17 protein-coding genes are annotated in these 16,339 nt (G+C 69.4%); 9 read left to right on the top strand and 8 right to left on the bottom strand.

Features of this window, described 5'->3' with window-relative positions; genetic code table 11:
* The first annotated feature begins 6 nt into the window (after positions 1-6).
* A complete protein-coding gene (ruvB, locus tag QE399_RS03050) occupies positions 7-1,071 on the top strand; it encodes a Holliday junction branch migration DNA helicase RuvB (RefSeq protein ID WP_309826002.1) in 1,065 nt (354 codons plus the stop codon).
* Between the two features lie 58 nt (positions 1,072-1,129).
* Here the strand turns inward: ruvB and QE399_RS03045 are convergent, their stop codons facing one another.
* The 6 genes from QE399_RS03045 to QE399_RS03020 form a co-directional block, all read right to left on the bottom strand.
* Complete coding sequence (locus QE399_RS03045; protein ID WP_309826000.1) at positions 1,130-2,299, bottom strand: DSD1 family PLP-dependent enzyme; 1,170 nt, start codon at positions 2,297-2,299, stop codon at positions 1,130-1,132.
* Positions 2,283-2,921, bottom strand: a complete 639-nt coding sequence (locus QE399_RS03040; RefSeq protein WP_309825999.1) for a histidine phosphatase family protein — start codon at positions 2,919-2,921, stop codon at positions 2,283-2,285. Before QE399_RS03040 ends, QE399_RS03045 begins: the two co-directional genes overlap by 17 nt.
* Positions 2,922-2,946: 25 nt before the next feature.
* Complete coding sequence (locus tag QE399_RS03035) at positions 2,947-3,672, bottom strand: DUF4136 domain-containing protein (RefSeq protein ID WP_309825997.1); 726 nt, start codon at positions 3,670-3,672, stop codon at positions 2,947-2,949.
* Between the two features lie 143 nt (positions 3,673-3,815).
* Entirely contained in the window at positions 3,816-4,787 is a 972-nt protein-coding gene (gene ttcA / locus QE399_RS03030; protein WP_309825996.1) for a tRNA 2-thiocytidine(32) synthetase TtcA, read from the bottom strand.
* 5 nt (positions 4,788-4,792) lie between these two features.
* Entirely contained in the window at positions 4,793-5,164 is a 372-nt protein-coding gene (locus tag QE399_RS03025; RefSeq protein WP_309831909.1) for a dihydroneopterin aldolase, read from the bottom strand.
* 35 nt (positions 5,165-5,199) lie between these two features.
* Positions 5,200-5,985, bottom strand: coding sequence for an SDR family oxidoreductase (locus QE399_RS03020; RefSeq protein ID WP_309825994.1), 786 nt, complete (start codon positions 5,983-5,985; stop codon positions 5,200-5,202).
* A 17-nt stretch (positions 5,986-6,002) separates the two neighbouring features.
* Between QE399_RS03020 and QE399_RS03015 the strand changes: the two genes are divergently transcribed.
* Positions 6,003-7,109, top strand: a complete 1,107-nt coding sequence (locus tag QE399_RS03015) for a class I SAM-dependent methyltransferase (protein ID WP_405043102.1) — start codon at positions 6,003-6,005, stop codon at positions 7,107-7,109.
* Positions 7,110-7,144: 35 nt separating this feature from the next.
* On the opposite strand, the gene eutC is transcribed toward QE399_RS03015, so the two are convergent.
* Together eutC and QE399_RS03005 are read right to left on the bottom strand one after the other, a co-directional pair.
* Positions 7,145-8,020: an ethanolamine ammonia-lyase subunit EutC gene (gene eutC / locus QE399_RS03010; protein ID WP_309825993.1), complete on the bottom strand. Its 876-nt coding sequence runs from the start codon at positions 8,018-8,020 to the stop codon at positions 7,145-7,147.
* Positions 8,021-8,029: 9 nt separating this feature from the next.
* Positions 8,030-9,454, bottom strand: a complete 1,425-nt coding sequence (locus QE399_RS03005; RefSeq protein ID WP_309825992.1) for an ethanolamine ammonia-lyase subunit EutB — start codon at positions 9,452-9,454, stop codon at positions 8,030-8,032.
* A gap of 210 nt (positions 9,455-9,664) precedes the next feature.
* Here QE399_RS03005 and QE399_RS03000 point away from each other — a divergent pair, with 210 nt between their 5' ends.
* From QE399_RS03000 to QE399_RS02970, 7 genes are all read left to right on the top strand, one after another.
* Positions 9,665-10,600, top strand: coding sequence for a TauD/TfdA dioxygenase family protein (locus QE399_RS03000; protein WP_309825991.1), 936 nt, complete (start codon positions 9,665-9,667; stop codon positions 10,598-10,600).
* Between the two features lie 228 nt (positions 10,601-10,828).
* Entirely contained in the window at positions 10,829-11,887 is a 1,059-nt protein-coding gene (locus tag QE399_RS02995; protein ID WP_309825988.1) for an ABC transporter substrate-binding protein, read from the top strand.
* A 33-nt stretch (positions 11,888-11,920) separates the two neighbouring features.
* Positions 11,921-12,958, top strand: a complete 1,038-nt coding sequence (locus QE399_RS02990) for an ABC transporter substrate-binding protein (RefSeq protein WP_309825986.1) — start codon at positions 11,921-11,923, stop codon at positions 12,956-12,958.
* Positions 12,945-14,000 carry an ABC transporter ATP-binding protein gene (locus QE399_RS02985; protein WP_309825984.1) on the top strand — a complete coding sequence of 352 codons (1,056 nt, stop codon included), beginning with the start codon at positions 12,945-12,947 and terminating at the stop codon, positions 13,998-14,000. Before QE399_RS02990 ends, QE399_RS02985 begins: the two co-directional genes overlap by 14 nt.
* Positions 13,997-14,893: an ABC transporter permease gene (locus tag QE399_RS02980; RefSeq protein ID WP_309825982.1), complete on the top strand. Its 897-nt coding sequence runs from the start codon at positions 13,997-13,999 to the stop codon at positions 14,891-14,893. The genes QE399_RS02985 and QE399_RS02980 overlap by 4 nt, the downstream gene beginning before the upstream one ends.
* 133 nt (positions 14,894-15,026) lie before the next feature.
* Positions 15,027-15,221, top strand: a complete 195-nt coding sequence (locus tag QE399_RS02975) for a DUF2905 domain-containing protein (protein ID WP_309825980.1) — start codon at positions 15,027-15,029, stop codon at positions 15,219-15,221.
* A gap of 60 nt (positions 15,222-15,281) precedes the next feature.
* Entirely contained in the window at positions 15,282-16,220 is a 939-nt protein-coding gene (locus tag QE399_RS02970; protein ID WP_309825977.1) for an ROK family protein, read from the top strand.
* Positions 16,221-16,339: the final 119 nt, after the last annotated feature.

Genomic DNA, 16,339 nt, shown 5'->3' with positions numbered 1-16,339 from the left:
GCGCACATGAGCATTCAGACCGACGATTTCGCTCCCGTTCCCCCTCCGAAGCGCGTGGTGTCCGCCGCACCGGCCTCCCCGCAGGAGGAGGCGCTGGAGCGTGCCCTGCGCCCCAAGCTGCTGCAGGAGTACGTGGGCCAGGCCAAGGCCCGGGAGCAGCTGGAGATCTTCATCGGCGCCGCGAAGAAGCGGTCTGAGGCGCTAGACCACGTCCTGCTTTTCGGGCCACCGGGTCTGGGCAAGACCACGCTCAGCCACATCATCGCGGCCGAGCTGGGGGTGAACCTGCGCCAGACCAGCGGCCCGGTGCTGGAAAAGCCCAAGGACCTGGCGGCGCTGCTGACCAACCTGGAAAAGAACGACGTTCTCTTCATCGACGAGATTCACCGCCTCTCGCCCGTGGTTGAGGAAATCCTCTACCCCGCGCTGGAGGACTACCAGATCGACATCATGATTGGCGAGGGGCCGGCCGCGCGCAGCATCAAGCTGGACCTGCAGCCCTTTACCCTGGTGGGGGCCACCACCAGGGCCGGCATGCTCACCAACCCGCTGCGCGACCGCTTCGGCATCGTCGCGCGGCTGGAGTTCTACACGCCGGACGAGCTGGCGCGCATCGTGATGCGCAGTGCCGGCCTGCTGAACGCGCCCATCGACCCGGAGGGCGGCTTCGAGATCGCCCGCCGCTCGCGCGGCACGCCCCGCATCGCCAACCGCCTGCTGCGCCGCGTGCGTGACTACGCCGATGTGAAGGGTGATGGACGCATCACGCTCGATATCGCCCAGCGCGCGCTCACCATGCTCGACGTGGACCCGCAGGGCTTCGATGTGATGGACCGCAAGCTGCTGGAGGCGGTGATCCACCGCTTCGACGGCGGGCCGGTCGGACTGGACAACATCGCCGCCAGCATCGGTGAGGAGTCCGGCACCATCGAGGACGTGATCGAGCCTTACCTCATCCAGCAGGGCTATCTGCAGCGCACTCCGCGCGGGCGCGTGGCCACGCTGGCGGCCTTCCGGCACCTGGGGGTGACGCCGCCGCGCACGGGCGGGCAGGACCTGTTCGCGACCTGAACGGGTCGACCGTCCGGTGCTGCGGCTGGCCGATGGCCGGCGAGCGCTTCAGAGAGGCTCAGGTCAGCGCGCCGCGCGCGTCCACGGTGATGATGCGCTCGACCACGCCGTGGGCGAGGCCGCCCCGCACGCCGATCATGAAGTCGTGCAGGTTGACCGTCGGGTCGCAATGGCCCGGAATCAGCCACAGCATGCGGCCGATGGCGGGCAGGCGCGCCTTGGCGTCGTTCGCGCGCAGGATGCCGTGCTCGTCGCCCCCATTGGCGTACTGCAGCGCGCGCTCGGGGGGGAGCAGAGCCACCACAGGCAGGCCCGAGTCGATGGCGTGGCTCTTGTGGCCCGCGTCGCAGACGGCATGCGTGTCGGAGCGGGAGATGACCTGCGTCTTCACGAACAGGGCATGTTCGAAGGCGGGCTGGGCCAGTTCGCGTTCGTTGGAAGCGTAGTCGGCATCCATGAAGAGGAAGGAACCGGCCTGCAGCTCGCCGTACACGCCGCTGGCGGCCTCGTGCACCAGCGTGCCGGTGCCGGCCCCTGTGACCAGGGGCACGGGGATGCCCGCCGCGGCGATCAGGTCGCGCGTGGCGCGTGCCGCCTGCACCACCTCGGCGATGGCTTCGCGGCGGTCCGCAGCGCTGTGCAGATGCTGAGCGCGGCCATGGTAGGCCTGCAGTCCGGCAAAGCGCAGGGCCTGGTGCTGTGTCACGGCGCGTGCCAGTGCCAGGGCCGGTTCGCCGGGCTGCACGCCGCAGCGGCCCTGGCCCACGTCGATTTCCACGAACACGTCGATGGCAGCGGCTGCGCTGGCGGGCCCCATGGCCTCGGCCAGCCGCTGGATGCCTTCCAGGCTGTCCACGGCGATGGCCAGGCGCCCGCCTTTGGCGGCCAGTTGGTGGGCCAGGCGCGCCACGCGCAGCAGCTTGGCCGGGGCGACCACCTCGTTGCTGATGTACAGGTCCAGCACGCCGCCCGCGGCCAGCGCCTCGGCCTCGGCCACTTTCTGCACGCAGGCGCCGGATGCGCCCGCGCGCTGCATCAGCAGGGCCAGCTCGGCACTCTTGTGCATCTTGGCATGCGGTCGCCAGCGCACCTGGTGCTTGCGGGCGAACTCGGCCATGCGCTGCAGGTTGCGCTCCATGGCGTCGAGGTCGATGACGAGGGCGGGGGTGTCGATCAGGTCCACGCGCTGGCCGACGGACTGGCGCAGCGGTTCAGGAATGGGCTTCATCGCGGGAGGCATTGTCCAAGTGTTGCGTATCCGCCCAGCCTACCAGGGTCAGGCCGCTCTCGGTCCACAGCAGGCGGTTGATGGCCGCGTTGGTGATCTTCCAGGTGCGGGGCGCCTGCAGCTCCTGTCCCGTGGCCGCGCGGTACAGCACGTCGAGCACGCCGCCATGCGCGACCAGCACCACCAGTTCGCCCGGGTGCCGTTGCACCAGCTGGTCGGTGATGCGGGTGATGCGCTCGCGGAACACGATCAGCGATTCGCCGCCCTCGGGCTCGAAGTGGGGGTCGCGCTGGCGCCAGCGGCGGGCCTCTTCGGGCAACTGGGTCTCGATCTCTGCAAAGGTGCGGCCCTGCAACTGCCCGAAGCTGCGCTCGCGCAGCCCGGGTTCCAGCACCAGAGGGGCGCCGGTGCTGTCGGCCACGGCCTGGGCGGTGACCCGCGCACGCTGCAGGTCGCTGGTGTAGACCGCCGCGACGGGCTCGCCGGCCAGCGCCTGGCCCACCTGCTGTGCCTGCCACAGGCCGGTGTCGTTGAGGGGAATGTCCAGATGGCCCTGGATGCGGGTGTCGACATTCCAGGCAGTTTCACCGTGGCGGATGGCGATGATGCGGGTGGCTTCCATGCAGTGGCGGCGTTCCAGGAGTGGATTACTTCACCACCGTGCCCGGCGTGGCCGGGGGCACGGGCGTGGCGGTGGCGGGCGCATTTGCCGGGGCGACGGTGGCCGGCGCGGCGCCGCTTCCGCGCTGCTCGACCGGGCCGATGGTCGTGCGCACCTTGCGCATGCCCGCAGGCGGCTGCGGGAAGCCGGTGAGCGCTGCATCGAAGAGGATGCCGAAGATGGCGGGGTCGTCGGTCCACACGTCCTCGTACAGGGCTGAGGTTTCGTACACCACGCGCTGCGTGGCGGCGTCGCGCAGCACCAGGCTGACCTCGCGGCGGTGCAGGGTGGGGGGGCGGTCCATCATCCAGCCGGTGCCCATTCCCAAGCCCCAGCCGCCGCGGCCGCCGTAGCCGAAGCCCCAACCGAACCGGCCATAGAACGGATCGCCGTAGTAGGGCCAGTAGGCCGGCAGGGTGTAGCTGCCCTGGGCGCCGATCTGCAGCACCAGCTTGGCGTTCGCATCGTCACGCTGCAGGCCCACGCGCGCCAGCGACTGCTGGGCCAGTGCCTCGATGGAGGAGAACGACTGGGCGTAGGCCGTTTGCGACGGCAGCCGCTCCAGGCGGTAGGTGGGGGGCGCCGGCAGCGCCGACAGGGTGGAGAAGCTGCGCACGTCGCTGTCCACCACGCGGGTGGACGCGCAACCGCCCAGCGCGAAGGCCGCAACAAAGCACAGGCAGAGGGATGGGAACCAGCGCGGGATCGTCATGGTGAGCTCCTGGAATCGTGAAAGGCACGCAAAAGGGGCAGGGCGCTGGCTGAAGGATCGGCTGGCTGGCGCTGGAAACCGGTGGGGAAATCCGACGTACGGTTGTACGCCGGGCCTGACAGGCCTGTCAGGCCCGCAATACGTCAGGTCAGCTGCACCACCTGCACGCCTGGCAGGCCGGGCGCAGCGGGGAATTCCTCACGGTCGAAAGCCTTGTCGCCGTCCTCGCTGGCGACGCCCGTGGTCTTCAGACCCTTGAAGTCATGCAGCGTTCCATCGAGCAGGTGAGAAGGCACCACGTTCTGCAGCGCGGTAAACATGTTCTCGACCCGGCCGGGGAACTTGCGGTCCCACTCGCGCAGCATCTCGCCGACCTGCTTGCGCTGCAGGTTCTCCTGGCTGCCGCAGAGGTTGCACGGAATGATGGGAAAGTTCTGTTGCGCCGCCCAGCGCGTCGTGTCCTTCTCGTTCACATAAGCCAGCGGGCGGATCACCATGTGGCGGCCGTCGTCGCTCACCAGCTTGGCGGGCATGCTTTTCAGCTTGCCGCCGAAGAACATGTTCAGCAGCAGCGTCTGCATGATGTCGTCGCGGTGGTGGCCCAGGGCGATCTTGGTGCAGCCCAGCTCATCGGCCACGCGGTACAGGATGCCCCGGCGCAGGCGGCTGCACAGGCTGCAGGTGGTCTTGCCCTCGGGGATCAGGCGCTTGACGATGCTGTAGGTGTCCTCGTTCTCGATGTGGAACGGCACGCCGGTGCTGGCCAGGTACTCCGGCAGGATGTGCTCGGGGAAGCCAGGCTGCTTCTGGTCGAGGTTCACCGCCACCAGGTCGAAGTGGATGGGCGCGCGCTTCTGCAGGCGGATGAGGATGTCCAGCAGGGTGTAGCTGTCCTTGCCGCCGGACATGCACACCATGACCTTGTCGCCTTCTTCGATCATGTTGAAGTCGACGATGGCCTTGCCCACCTCGCGGCACAGGCGCTTCTCGAGCTTGTGGGCCTCGCGCTCGATCTTCAGGCGGTTGCCCTGGGGCACAGCCGCATCGGTTGCACCGGCAGGGGCGGAGGCTTCAGGGGTTTCGGCGATCCAGTCGCCGTTCAGGATTGCATTCATGGGAGTTACCACTGTCCGGTTTCGACGCGAATGGCCACTTCGCAGTCGTCAAAAATTTCGAGCTTGGCGATCTTGACCCGCACGCCCAGCACACCGGGCAGCTGCATCAGCCGCTGGGCCAGCTTGCCGATCAGGCTCTCCAGCAGGTTCACGTGCTCGGCCGTGCACTCGTCGATGATGATCTGGCGCACCTTGCGGTAGTCCAGCACATGGCGGATGTCGTCGTCGCGCGGCGCCAGGGGCTGGGTGCCCAGGTTCAGCTCGGCATCGACCTGGATGGGCTGGGGCGCAGTCTTCTCGTGCGCCAGGATGCCCAGATTGGCATCGAAGCGCAATCCGGTCAGCTTGAGGATCTGCGTCCCTGCGGCGTTGTACATGGTGATGGGCTGGGGTTGGTGGTGCGAGCGTGCGCTCACATCAGGGAAAAATCGCGCTCGAAGCGCATCAGGTGCTGGCCGCCGTCCACCAGCAGCGTGGTGCCGGTGATGGAACGGTTCTCCAGCGCGAACTTGACGGTCGCGGCCACGTCCTCGGCCGTGGACGAGCGGCCCAGCGGGCTCAGCGCGTGCAGCTGGCGGAACTTCTCATCTTCCAGCATGTGGCTGGTCAGCGTCAGGCCGGGTGCGACGCCCACCACGCGCACCCGCGGCGCCAGCGCCAGCGCCAGCATGGTGCCCGCGGCTTCCAGCGCGGCCTTGGAGAGGGTGTAGCTCAGGAAGTCGGGATTCTGGTTCCAGAGCTTCTGGTCCAGCAGGTTGACGACGGCGCCGTGCGCGTCGGCGTCGCCGGCGGCCGCGCGCGCGCCCACGTGGGCGTGCAGGGCCTGGGCCAGCAGGATGGGGGCGGCTGTGTTGCTGCGCAGGTGCTGCTCCAGACGCGCGAAACCGAAGCTGGCCGCGTCGTCGTGCTCGAAGAGCGATGCGCTGTTGACGACGGCATCCACCGCGCCGAAGTGCGCCACCACCCGGGGCAGCAGGGTGCGGATGGCATCCTCGTCCTCGAAATCTGCATCAAAATGGGCGCTGGCGCCCGCCAGTATTGCGCATTCAGCTACTGTTTCAATAGCATCCTGCTCCGATTGGCGGTAGTGCACGGCCACCTGCCAGCCGCCGGCCGCCAGCGCGAGCGCGATCGCGCGGCCCAGACGCCGGGCGGCGCCGGTCACCAGCACGGTGCGGGGGCGGGAAGTAGAGGGCATGGGGGACAATCGGCGTCGTGACGACAGAACCTGACATTTTATCGAGCGCCCTGCAGGCGCAGATCGCCCAGGCCATTGCAGACGCAGGCGGCTGGATCGGCTTCGACCGCTTCATGGAGTTGGCGCTGTACACGCCGGGCCTGGGCTACTACGCCAATGACAGCACCAAGTTCGGCGCTATGCCTGACTCCGGCAGCGACTTCGTGACCGCGCCCGAGCTCTCGCCCGTCTTCGGCCAGACGCTGGCAAACCAGGTGCGCGAGGCGCTCGACGTGACCCAGACCGACGAGGTCTGGGAGTTCGGCGCCGGCTCCGGTGCGCTGGCCGGCCAGTTGCTCGGCAGCCTGGGCGAGCGCGTGCGGCGCTACACCATCGTCGACCTGTCGGGCAGCCTGCGCGCACGCCAGCAGGTGGCGTTGTCGGCCTATGGCGACCGTGTGGTCTGGGCAGACCGGCTGCCGGACACCTTTCAGGGCGTGGTCGTGGGCAACGAGGTGCTGGACGCCATGCCCGTGCAGTTGCTGGCCCGCCACGGCGGGGCCGGCACGGGCGTATGGCACGAGCGCGGCGTGGCGTTCGAGAACGGCGCCTTCGTGTGGGCCGACCGCCCGACCGCGCTGCGCCCGCCCGTGGAGCCGGAGGGCCCGCAGGACTACCTGACCGAGACGCACGCCCAGGGCGAAGGTTTCCTCCGCACGCTGGCGCAGCGCCTCACGCGCGGCGCGGCCTTCCTCATCGACTACGGCTTCGGCGAGAGCGAGTACTACCACCCGCAGCGCCACATGGGCACGGTGATGTGCCACCGCGGCCATCTGGCCGACAGCGACCCGCTGGCCGATGTGGGCCTGAAGGACATCACGGCCCACGTCAACTTCACCGCCATGGCGCTGGCCGCGCAGGACGCGGGCCTGAACGTGCTGGGCTACACCACGCAGGCGCACTTTCTCATCAACAGCGGTCTGCTATCGAATCTGGAGCTGCTGGCGCAGGCGGAACGGGCACAAGCGGCCAAATTGATGATGGAACACGAAATGGGCGAACTGTTCAAGGTGCTGGCCCTGGGCGTGGGCGAGCCGTGGGAACCCATGGGCTTTGCGCGGGGCGACCGGTCGCACCGGCTTTGAGCGCCGCGTGATGGTCCGCGGGGCGGCGGAGCGGATCAACGGTCCCCGCTCTCCGATCCCTGTTGTGGCCGGCGCGGAAGCGGCGCGCCTCCCGCCGCGCCGGTCACCACGGCCGCATCGCTGCGGTCCTTGAGCCCGATGCCGGTAAGGCCGAGCCGCCGCGCTTCCTGGCACAGCCACCACAGCCTGGCGGCGGCGGCCTGCACGGGCAGGCCTTCGGGGCGCACGTTGGAGATGCAGTTGCGCTGCGCATCGTGGCGCCCCACCCGCGGATGCCAGGTCAGGTAGATGCCCAGGCTGTCCGGCGCCGACAGGCCCGGCCGCTCGCCGATCAAGACCGCCACCAGGCGGGCCCCCAGCAGCGCTCCCACTTCGTCGCCCAGCGCCACGCGCGCCTCGGTGGCAATCACCACCGGGCCGATGCGCCAGCCGCCCGGCGCCTGCGCGCGGATGGCCTGCACCAGTGGCGCGGCATGGTGCGCCACGGCAGCGGACGAGAGGCCGTCGGCCGCTACCAGCAGCAGGTCGCAGCCGTCCGGCCCGGTGGGATGGGAACTCCCTACGTTTTCGGCGCGCAGCCGCTCGGCATCGGCGGCGCCCAGGTGCCGGCCCAGGTCGGGCCGCAGCAGGTAGGTGGCGCGGTCGGCGGCGGCGCTGGCCACCTGCAGTGTGTCGCAGCCCTGTGCCTGCAGGGTGTGCGCCAACACATCGGCATCGAGCTGCACGTGTACGGCATCCCGCGCCTGGGCATGGGCGACGCCGAATTCCAGCAGCGCCCGGGTGGGCAGTGCGCTGCCGGAGCGGCCCAGCGCCAGGCGGGCAGCGGTGTGGGCGCGCAGGTCGGTCCAGGGGTCGGGGGCCGCCGCATCCGGTGCTGCGTCCTGCGAAATGGGAGTGTGGCGGTCAGCCATGGCAGTGTCCTAAGCAGGTGGCGGCAGGGAGCCGTGACGCAGCCGCGCCAGCGCAGGCAGCGCGGCGCTGGCCGGCAGCAGCCGTCCCGCCTCATCGGCCAGCTGCATGCGCTGCAGCCAGGCGTCGAATTCGGGCGCGCGCCGCAGGCCCAGCACGTCGCGCAGGTACAGCGCATCGTGGAACGAGGTGCTCTGGTAGTTCAGCATGACGTCGTCCGCGCCTGGCACGCCCATCACGAAGGTGACGCCGGCCACGCCCAGCAGCGTGAGCAGCGTGTCCATGTCGTCGGAGTCGGCCTCGGCGTGGTTGGTGTAGCAGACGTCGCAGCCCAGCGGCACGCCCAGCAGCTTGCCGCAGAAATGGTCCTCCAGCCCGGCGCGGATGATCTGCTTGCCGTCGTACAGGTATTCCGGCCCGATGAAGCCCACCACGGTGTTGGTGAGCAGCGGTGAGAAGGCGCGGGCCACCGCGTAGGCCCGCGCCTCGCAGGTCTGCTGGTCCACCCCGTGGTGGGCGTTGGCCGACAGGGCGCTGCCCTGGCCGGTTTCGAAATACATCACATGGTCGCCCACGCCATCGCTGAAATCCGCACCGCGGCGTAGCGAGAGCGCGGCCTCGCGCGCTTCGCGCAGCAGCGCCAGGCTGACGCCGAAGCTGCTGTTGGCGGCCTCCGTGCCGGCGATGGACTGGAACACCAGGTCCACGGGCGCGCCCTGTTCGATCATCTGCACGGTGTTCGTCACATGGGTGAGCACGCACGCCTGGGTGGGAATCTCCAGCCGTTCGATCACATCGGCCAGCGCATGCACCAGACCGGTCAGCGCGGCGATGCTGTCGGTGGCCGGGTTCACGCCGATCACTGCATCGCCCGCGCCGTACAGCAGCCCGTCGATCATCGACGCGGCGATGCCGCGCAGGTCGTCCGTCGGGTGGTTGGGCTGCAGCCGCACGGCCAGGTGGCCCGGCAAGCCCAGGGTGTTGCGAAAGCGCGTGACCACGCGGCATTTGCGCGCCACGGCGATCAGGTCCTGGTTGCGCATGAGCTTGCTCACGGCCGCCGCCATTTCCGGCGTGATGCCGGTCGCGGTGGCGGCCAGCGTGGCGCTGTCGGTGGCATGCGACAGCAGCCAGTCGCGAAAGCCTCCCACGGTCAGGTGGGCAATGGGGGCGAAGGCCGCCGCATCGTGCGTGTCGATGATGAGGCGTGTGACCTCGTCGCTCTCGTAGGGCACGACGGCGTCGCTGAGAAACCGGCGCAGCGGCACATCGGCCAGGCACAGGCGCGCGGCCATGCGCTCGACGGAAGACTGTGCGGCAAGGCCCGCCAGCGCGTCGCCCGACCGTGCCGGACTGGCCTTGGCCAGAACGTCGCGCAGGTCTGCGAACTGCCAGCGGTGGCCGCCGAGCGTGTGGTGGTATGCAGAAGAGGGCATGCGGGGCCTTCGGGTGGAGTGCTGCCAGGCCATCGTAAGCGCGACGGCGCGCTCCCGATGAAGGCTGCCTGCCCGTTCTGGCGTGTGCACCGCCTTCATAGCTGTTTAAGTAGTTAACTACTGAAAAATCATTCGTTCCGTGCATGAGGCGCGCTGCATAGAGTGGCGCTTCAGGGGCCTGCCAGGCCCGAACGAACGAGGTGTTGTTCCATGTCCGCAGTCCTGTCCCATGCCGACGCCCATCCCCTGCAGCCCTTGCATCCGCTGGACGATGCGCCGCCGCAGGGCTTCGAGATCCGCTTGCTGCCCGGCGCCGCAGGCCCGCTGGGCGCCGAGGTCGTCGGGCTCGACCTGAACCGCCCGCTGGGCGATGCCGACTTCCGGCGCCTGCACCAGGCGCATCTGGACCACCACGTGCTGGTGTTCCGGGACCAGCGCATCACCCCGCGCCAGCACGTGGACTTCAGCCGCCGCTTCGGGCCGCTGCAGATCCATGTGCTGAAGAACTTCCAGCTGGCCGGCCACCCCGAGGTCCTCATCGTCTCCAACATCAAGGACGAGGCCACCGGCCAGCCCATCGGGCTGGGCGATGCGGGCCATTTCTGGCATTCCGACCTGTCGTACAAGGAGCGGCCCAGCCTGGGCTCGCTGCTGCACGCGCAGGAGCTGCCGGGCGAGGGCGGCGACACGCTGTTCGCCGACCAGCACGCCGCCTACGACGCGCTGCCCGAGGCGCTGAAGCAGGCCATCGCCCCGCTGCAGGCCGAGCACAGCTACCTGGCCAAGTACGAAGAGCTGCGTGCCAAGAGCCCGTGGCGTCCCCGGCTCACCGAGGCGCAGATCGCCGAGGTGGCGCCCGCCGTGCACCCCGTGGTGCGCACGCACCCGGAGACGGGCCGCAAGGCGCTGTTCGTCAACGAGCACTTCACCACCCGCGTCATCGGCCTGCCCGAGGACGAAAGCCGCGATCTGCTGGCCCAGTTGTTCGCCGCCAGCGTGCGGCCGGAGTTCGTCTACCGCCACCAGTGGCAGCCGCACGATCTTGTGTTCTGGGACAACCGCTCGGTGCAGCACCTGGCCGCGGGCACGCCGGACACCGAGCGCCGCAAGCTCTACCGCACGACGGTCGAGGGAACGCCCCCCTGAGGCGCTGCGGCTCCAGGGCCGCCTGCGCAACTCTCCAACGCATTGCGCGCTGGCCCAAAGGCTGCTCGAAGCCAGCGGCCGGACGGAGCCTGCTCCGCGACCCTTCGAGCGATGGCGTTCGGTGGTGTCGGTGGTGCGCGTGGTGCTTCTGATTTCATAGCTACTGGCGCTTTATGGATAAGCGCTAGAGGCACTTTTCACTCTAAGTCTGTCGAGGGAGTCTTCACCATGCCACGTTCCGCCACTGCCGCCTTCACCCTGCGCCGCCGCTTCGTGCGCAAGGCCGCCACCCTTGTCACCGCCGCCGGTCTGCTGGCCGCGGGGCTGGCGGCGCCAAGCATCGGCCAGGCCGCCGAAGGCCGGCTGCGCATCGCGGAGCAGTTCGGCATCGTCTACCTGCTGCTCAACGTGGCGCAGGACCAGAAGCTGATCGAGAAGCACGGAAGGGCGGCGGGCGTGGACATCCAGGTCGAGTTCCTCAAGCTCTCGGGCGGATCGGCCGTGAACGACGCGCTGCTGTCCGGCAGCATCGACATCGCGGGGGCCGGCGTCGGCCCGCTGTTCACGCTGTGGGACCGCACCAAGGGCCGCCAGAACGTGAAGGGCGTGGCCTCGCTCGGCAACTTCCCGTACTACCTGGTCAGCAACAACCCGAGCGTGAAGACGATTGCCGATTTCACCGACAAGGACCGCATCGCGCTGCCGGCCGTGGGCGTGTCGGTGCAGTCGCGCGTGCTGCAGTTCGCGTCGGCCAAGCTGTGGGGCGACAAGGAGTTCAACCGCCTGGACAAGATCCAGGTGGCCGTGCCGCACCCCGATGCGGCGGCGGCCATCATCAAGGGCGGCACCGAGATCACGGGCCACTTCGGCAACCCGCCGTTCCAGGAGCAGGAACTGGCCGGCAACCCCAACGCGCGCATCGTGCTCAATTCCTACGACGTGCTGGGCGGCCCGGCCTCGGCCACGGTGCTCTACGCCACCGAGAAATTCCGCAACGAGAGCCCCAAGACCTACAAGGCCTTCGTCGATGCGCTCGATGAGTCGGCGAAGTTCATCGCCGCCAACCCCGAGAAGGCGGCCGACATCTACCTGAAGGTGACGGGCGCCAAGACCGACCGCGCGCTGCTGCTCAAGATCATCCAGAACCCCGAGGTGCAGTTCAAGACGAAGCCCGAGAACACGCTGGGGCTGGGCCAGTTCCTGCACCGCGTGGGCGCGATCAAGAACGAGCCCAAGGCCGTGCAGGACTACTTCTTCGACGACGCGCACACGGCCAATGGCAGCTGACCGCACCGACTCCACCGCACGCACGAGACCCCTATGACCCCTATTTCCACGACATCGCTGCGCCGCCGTGCCCTGGCTGGCGTTCTCTCTGGCGCCCTGGCGGGCATCGCCCTGCTGGGCCCCGCCGCGGCCCACGCCGAGGGCCGCATCCGCATCGCCCAGCAGTTCGGCATCGCCTACCTGATCCTCGATGTGGTGCGCGACCAGCAGCTCATCGAGAAGCACGGCAAGGCCCAGGGCCTGGCCATCGACGTGGACTGGGCCAGCATCTCCGGCGCCACCGCCATGAACGAGGCGCTGCTCGCTGGCTCGCTCGACGTGGTCTCGGCCGGCGTGCCGCCGCTGCTCACGCTGTGGGACCGCACGCAGGGCAGGCAGAACGTGAAGGCGGTGGCGGCGCTGGGCTCGCTGCCCAACTACCTCATCACCAACAACCCGCAGGTGAAGACGCTCAAGGACTTGGGCCCCAAGGACCGCATCGCCGTGCCGGCCGCGGGCGTGGGCTTCCAGTCGCGCACGCTGCAGATCGAGACCGCCAAGGTCTTCGGGCAGGGCGACTTCAAGCGCTTCGACGCCATCTCGGTCAGCCTGCCGCACCCCGATGCGACGGCCGCGCTGATCGCCGGGGGCTCGGAGATCAATACACACTTCTCGAGCGCGCCGTTCTACTACCAGGCGCTGGACGCGAACAAGGCGGTGCACAAGATCCTCAGCTCGTACGACATCCTGGGCGGCCCCGCGACCTTCAACGTGCTCTACACCACGCAGAAGTTCCACGACGAGAACCCCAAGACCTACCGGGCGTTCTACGCCGCGCTGGCCGAGGCCGCGCAGTGGATCCGCGCGAACAAGGCGCAGGCGGCAGACACTTTCATCCGGGTGCAGAAGTCCAAGCTGTCGCCCGAGTTCGTGCGCAAGATCGTCGAAGACCCCGAGAACGACTTCACCATCGTGCCGCACCGCACCTTCGTCTACGCGCAGGAGCTGCACAAGATCGGCGTGCTCAAGAACCAGGCCGCTTCGTGGAAGGACTACTTCTTTGCCGAGGCGCACGGCGATGGCGGCAGCTGACGCACGCGCGGTGTCCGAGGTGCCGGCGCTGCGCTCCAGCCCCTGGCACCGCGCCCTGCTGGAGCAAGTGGAGGACGAGGTCGGCGGCCCGGCGCTGTGGACCGGCGCGCCCCGCGAGGGCCATGCCGGCACCGTGCCGTCGGGCCAACAGGAGGCTGCCGCAGCGGCGCCCGCCCTGGGCGCGCCGCTGCTGCGGGTGGACGGCGTCAGCATCGACTACCGCACGCACGAGCGCGTGGTGCGCGCCACGCACCGGGTGGCGTTCGACGTGCATGGCGCCGACCGCTTCGTGCTGCTGGGCGCCTCGGGGTGCGGCAAATCCACCTTGCTCAAGTCCATTGCCGGCTTCATCGCGCCCACCGAAGGGCGCATCCTGCTGGGCGGCCAGGCCGTCACGCGGCCGGGGCCCGACCGCGTCGTCGTGTTCCAAGAGTTCGACCAGCTGCCGCCGTGGAAGACGGTGCGCGAGAACGTCATGTTCCCGCTGCTGGCCTCCCGCCAGGTGGGCCGGGCCGAGGCGGCCGAGCGCGCGGCGCTCTATCTCGACAAGGTGGGGCTCACGAAGTTCGCCGACGTGCACCCGCACCAGCTCTCGGGCGGCATGAAGCAGCGCGTGGCCATCGCCCGCGCGCTGGCCATGCAGCCGCGCGTACTGCTGATGGACGAGCCGTTTGCCGCGCTGGACGCCCTGACGCGCCGGCGCATGCAGGAGGAACTGCTGGCGCTGTGGGACGAGTTCCGCTTCACGCTGATCTTCGTCACCCACTCCATCGAAGAGGCGCTGGTGGTGGGCAACCGCATCGCCATCCTGTCACCGCACCCCGGGCGCCTGCGGGCGGAGATCAACAGCCACCAGTTCGGCCTGCACAGCCTGGGCGGCACCGCGTTCCAGGCCACGGCCCAGCGCATCCACCGGCTGCTGTTCGATGAACCGGCCGCGGGCGCCGATGCGCACGCAGCGCCCGGCTCCGTGGCGGCGGATGCAGCGCTGGTCGCCCGCTCGCCTGCCGGCCAGCACCTGCCTTTCCGGATTTCCGTATGAGCCACGCCCTGCCATCTTCTTCCGCCGCCGCCCGCGTGCCGCCCGTGCGCCCCGAGGCCGAGCATGTGCTGCCGCCGCTGACCGGCTTCGCGCCCGAACAGCCCCTGCCGCTGGGCGCGCGCATCTGGCAGCAGGGCTGGGTGCGGCGGCTGGCCATCATCGCCGTGCTGGCCGTGCTGTGGGAGATCGTCGCGCGCTGGCAGGACAACGACCTGCTGCTGCCCACCTTCCTGCAGACGGCCAAGGCGCTGGCCGAAGGCCTGGCGTCGGGCGAACTGGTGGAGAAGACGGCCATCTCGCTGTCCGTGCTGCTCAAGGGCTACTTCGCCGGCATCGTGGGCGCGTTCGTGCTGACCACGTTGGCCGTCTCCACGCAGTTCGGGCGCGATCTGCTGTCCACGCTCACCTCGATGTTCAATCCCTTGCCGGCCATCGCGTTGCTGCCGCTGGCGCTGCTGTGGTTCGGGTTGGGGCAGGGCAGCCTGGTGTTCGTGCTCATCCATTCGGTGCTGTGGCCGCTGGCGCTCAACACCTACGCCGGCTTTCAGGCCGTGCCGGAAACCCTGCGCATGGCGGGCCGCAACTACGGGCTGACGGGCATCCGCTATGTGCTGCAGATCCTGGTGCCTGCAGCGCTGCCGTCCATCCTGTCGGGGCTGAAGATCGGCTGGGCCTTCGCCTGGCGCACGCTGATCGCGGCAGAGCTGGTGTTCGGCGCGTCGTCGGGCAAGGGCGGACTGGGCTGGTTCATCTTCCAGAACCGCAACGAGCTGTACACCGACCGGGTGTTCGCCGGGCTGGCACTGGTGATCATCATCGGCCTGCTGGTGGAAAGCCTGGGCTTTCACACGCTGGAGCGGCTCACCGTGCGGCGCTGGGGCGTGCAGCGGTAGGGCGGCGCGGCGCACGCCTGGGGGATCGCGGAGCCGGTGCGCGGTCCTCGGAGTGCCGCCTCCCGCGAACGTCCACCGCGCGCGGCCTTCCGCTCTTGCCCCTGCAGACACGCGGCCGGCCTACACTGCCGGAATGCTGCGCTGGTTTATCGTCGTCTTCCTGGCCCTCATGCTCATCAGCTGGCTGACGCCGCTGCTGCGGCGCATGGGGTTCGGGCGCCTGCCGGGGGACTTCCGTTTCCGCCTGGGCAGGCGCGAGTGGGACGTGCCGCTGGCCTCCACCCTGCTGCTGAGCTTCATCGCCAGCCTGATCGCGAAGTGGGTGTGAACGGCGCCGGCGCACGGTACCGATGGCGGTATTCCTGTGGAGGCGCGTGAGCAGATGACGATGAAGGCATGCATTGACGTGGGCGGCACCAAGGTGGCCGTGAGCCTGGCGGACGGCACGGGCGCACCGCCGGTAGGCCGCCGCGCGGAACCTACCGCCACCACGGGTGACCGCGGCGCGCTGGCGCGGCAGATCCTGCGGCTGGTGGACGAGGTGTGCGCCGACCTGGGCGTGGACCCGGCCAGCGTGACGCAGGCCGGGGTCTCGTCGTGCGGGCCTTTCCTGTTCGCCGATGGGCTGGTGGAAGTCAGCAACCCCAACATCTGCGGCGGCATGGCCGGACCGGGGCGCGGGCTGGGCAACGATTGGGTGTCCGTGCCGCTGGAGGCCCCGCTGCGCGAGCGCTTCGCCCGCCTGCGCGTGGAGAACGATGCCGTCGCCGCACTGGAGGCCGAGCGCATCTGGGGGGCGCTGCAGGGGCTGGACCACTGCGCCTACGTGACCTGGAGCACGGGCGTGGGCGCCGGCCTGTGCGTGGATGGCCGCGTGCTGCGCGGCAAGAACGGCAACGCCGGCCACGCCGGCCACACCTTCGCCTCGGACGATCCCATCGGCCTGCTGTGCGGCTGCGGCAACTGGGGCGATGTGGAGGCTTTGGTGGCGGGCAACGCCGTGCAGCGGCGCTTCTCGGAAGGCGGCTGGGCCGATGCGGCCGCGCTGATGCGGACGGCCGCGGCGGGCGATGCGGCGGCGCTGGCCGTGGTCGACGAGCTGTGCCGCGTGCTGGGCCGCATGCTCTACAACCTGGTGGCGCTGATGGACTTGCAGCGCATCAGCCTGGGCGGCGCCGTGTTCTGGCACAACCAGGATCTGCTGCTGCCGCGGCTGCAGCACGAGGTGTCCAGCCGCCTGCCGGCGCTGACGGCAGGCGTGCGCCTGGTGCCGGCCGGGCTGGCCGACAAGGTGGGCGACTACGCGGCCCTGGCGCTGGTGCACTGAACTGAATGCGGCGGGCCGCCGCGTGCATCGCTGCCAACGCTTTGACGGTTTATGCTATCAATAGAGTAGCTGCTTGCGCTTGTCCATCAAGCGCTGGGGGCCTTTTTTTAATAAAGGTG

Origin of the sequence: Paracidovorax wautersii, from assembly GCF_031453675.1 — a bacterium.
Classification (GTDB): Bacteria; Pseudomonadota; Gammaproteobacteria; order Burkholderiales; family Burkholderiaceae_C; genus Paracidovorax.
Note: the sequence above shows the minus strand (reverse complement) of the source record. Positions and strands in the feature narration are given on the sequence as shown.